Below are 2,408 nucleotides of genomic sequence, written 5' to 3'. Positions count from 1 at the left end.
TAACAGTTTACCGTGGGTGAATAATATCTATTAGATCACAGCGAACAGATGGATTCAAGGTTAAAAAGCAACCAACCAAGAATAGTTGGATACGTTCCTAAAAAGAGTAATTCTACAGCCTCAACGCTCGCATTTGCGGCGGTTTGTAGTGAGGTACGAGCGGAAAACCGTCCAAACCACGCAGTGGTTGATGCAACATGCATTTGTTAGCCTTGGGCTGCATATAGGTTTGCAGATTCCCAAAAACCACCATTCTCTTCTTCAATCTTGTCAGCCACTATATTCTCATACTCTTCCAAAGGTATTGCATCATCACCATTCTCTACATAGAACTGCTCAATTAAATTTTCGCGGCCAGAGCGGTCTCTGGGGTAAGGCTTGCCAAAGAACTTCATCGCATTAGAAATTGATTCTGCACATTCGGGCATGCCTATTTTAATAAATGCTTCCACTGCCTCTGGGGCTAATACTCCAGTAGGATTTGAGAAGAACTGACCAAGACCACCATTTAATATTTCAGATTGAGCCCAGTGAGCTGAAAATAAAACTTTCTGTTTTTCTGTAGCCTTCGAGTACTGTTCAATGAAAGTATCACCACCATCATAAATGCTGATGGTATCCCAAACTGCTTCTACAAAATCCCAATATAGATCAGACATCGAATAAATTCTCTAAGAGGCTAACGCTAAGCACACGGGTGACGACCGCGCAGCGGTTGGCATCCCAGCGGCCGCAGGCCGCGAGTGATGCGCCTTGTTAGCAGCTTGAATTAAAACCCGCGCGGCACTGCCGCACTGGCGAAGCTGAACAAGTGCACCACTGTGCAAATTTAAGACTACACCGGCCAGCTGCGATACGGCGAGCCAACCGGAACCTGTAAAACTATTGAGCGAAGCCAAGAAGAACAACGCCACCGCACCATCAGAGATTGCACTGCACCAACAAACTGGCAAACACGGACGAAATAAATAAGCCGGTATTCTAAAACGGGACGTGAGCAATACCAACTAAGAAAACCGCACTAAAGCCATTAACACCCGAAAGCCTGCTAACGCCCGCAGCACAGGCCGAAACCCGCGCAGCGGTTGAGGTCCAGGCCACTAAGTGGCCGATTGTGACTGCGTTTGTTAGCTACCACGCCGTGTCCAATTTTTGGAGCTCGCCTGTTTTGATGTTAAAAATAAAATACAATGTGTCCAAATCTGATGCGGTGTAGATTAAAACAATGTCATTATCGACAACTTCATAGCCCCTTATATCATCCATAACAGACATCAAATTTGTGCCGTCATATTCCGAAACCAACAATTCTTTTTTGTCATTGCGGTTTAAAAACCCATCGTTGTTTGAATCGTACTTAGCTACCAAATACACGTTTTTACTGAGAATTTTTTCGTATTGAGTTTGTTTATCACGGCTAGGAGAAAATTCTACTAACAATGCATTTTTTTCAAATAGTAACTTTCGTTGCTCACCAATCTTGGTGAACATTAGATTTACAGCATTTTCACTTAAACCAAAAGATGATGAGATAACTATCCTCTCGGCGCTAGAACCATACGGTTGCTCTTGGATCACTCTATCTGAAGTTATTTCAAAAATATGTACATCTTTAATTAAACCAACGTACTGTTTTTCAAGCTTCGCTTTCTGCTCTATCGCTTGTGCGTCATCGCTTTTTATAACTTGTACTGTTGGCGGTGAATAGTCTTTACGCATAATGTCTCTAAGGACATCTCTGCCAACCAAAATAATCACAAATATTGCCGCGAAAAACAGTAATACCTTATTAGATTTCTCAATGAAACCCATAATTCGACTGCTCAATTGGAACTCCTTTAAAGCTAACAATTTAATAGTGCGCTCATCGCGCATATTTCTGCCAACGATACGCTCATGTTTTTTATAAATCTTTTTTACCAAATAACTTAATACATTGCTATATATAATTTTTTATTAGCACTCAAACTCTCAATAAAAGACAAAATGCGCTCGCCGCTCATTTTCTTGAATATGTGTGCATCACAACTATACTGTATATAAAAACAGCCCCGTTATTGGTAATAGTATGAAAACACGTTCCCCATTTTTAAATTATATAGCCGATTATATGTTGGTACGTCAGTATTCATTACGCACCGTAGATACCTACCTAAGATGGATTGCATCTTATATCCATTTTCATAATAAACGCCATCCCGCCTCAATGGGGGACAATGAAGTCGAACGCTACTTAGAACATTTAGTGTTAAAGCAAAACGTTGCACCACGTACGCAAGCCACCGCACTCAATTCATTGTCATTTTTATACAAGCACATAATAAAAAAAGAACTCTCATTAAATTTAAATTTTGCCCGTAGTAAAAAACAAGCAAAGCTCCCTGTAGTGATGACCCCAGAGGAAGTTA

At 40.9% G+C, this 2,408-nt stretch carries 3 protein-coding genes; 1 reads left to right on the top strand and 2 read right to left on the bottom strand.

Annotation, left to right across the window (positions count from 1 at the left end):
* Positions 1 to 206: 206 nt before the first annotated feature.
* Positions 207 to 659: a DUF4375 domain-containing protein gene (locus tag H4J63_RS19620; RefSeq protein ID WP_182198088.1), complete on the bottom strand. Its 453-nt coding sequence runs from the start codon at positions 657 to 659 to the stop codon at positions 207 to 209.
* 472 nt (positions 660 to 1,131) lie between these two features.
* Positions 1,132 to 1,875 carry a hypothetical protein gene (locus tag H4J63_RS19615; protein WP_182198087.1) on the bottom strand — a complete coding sequence of 248 codons (744 nt, stop codon included), beginning with the start codon at positions 1,873 to 1,875 and terminating at the stop codon, positions 1,132 to 1,134.
* A gap of 193 nt (positions 1,876 to 2,068) precedes the next feature.
* On the opposite strand from H4J63_RS19615, the gene H4J63_RS19610 reads away from it, so the two are divergent.
* Positions 2,069 to 2,408: phage integrase N-terminal SAM-like domain-containing protein (locus H4J63_RS19610; protein ID WP_182197565.1), on the top strand; the 340-nt coding region annotated here is incomplete at its 3' end.

The sequence above is a fragment of the Pseudoalteromonas sp. 5Ae-yellow genome (genome assembly GCF_014077565.1).
GTDB lineage: Bacteria > Pseudomonadota > Gammaproteobacteria > Enterobacterales > Alteromonadaceae > Pseudoalteromonas.
Note: the sequence above shows the minus strand (reverse complement) of the source record. Positions and strands in the feature narration are given on the sequence as shown.

Excerpts from the sequence above, each read along its gene's own strand:
- H4J63_RS19620 (WP_182198088.1), bottom strand. The coding sequence starts at position 659 with ATGTCTGATCTATATTGGGATTTTGTAGAAGCAGTTTGGGATACCATC.
- H4J63_RS19615 (WP_182198087.1), bottom strand. The coding sequence starts at position 1,875 with ATGCGCGATGAGCGCACTATTAAATTGTTAGCTTTAAAGGAGTTCCAA.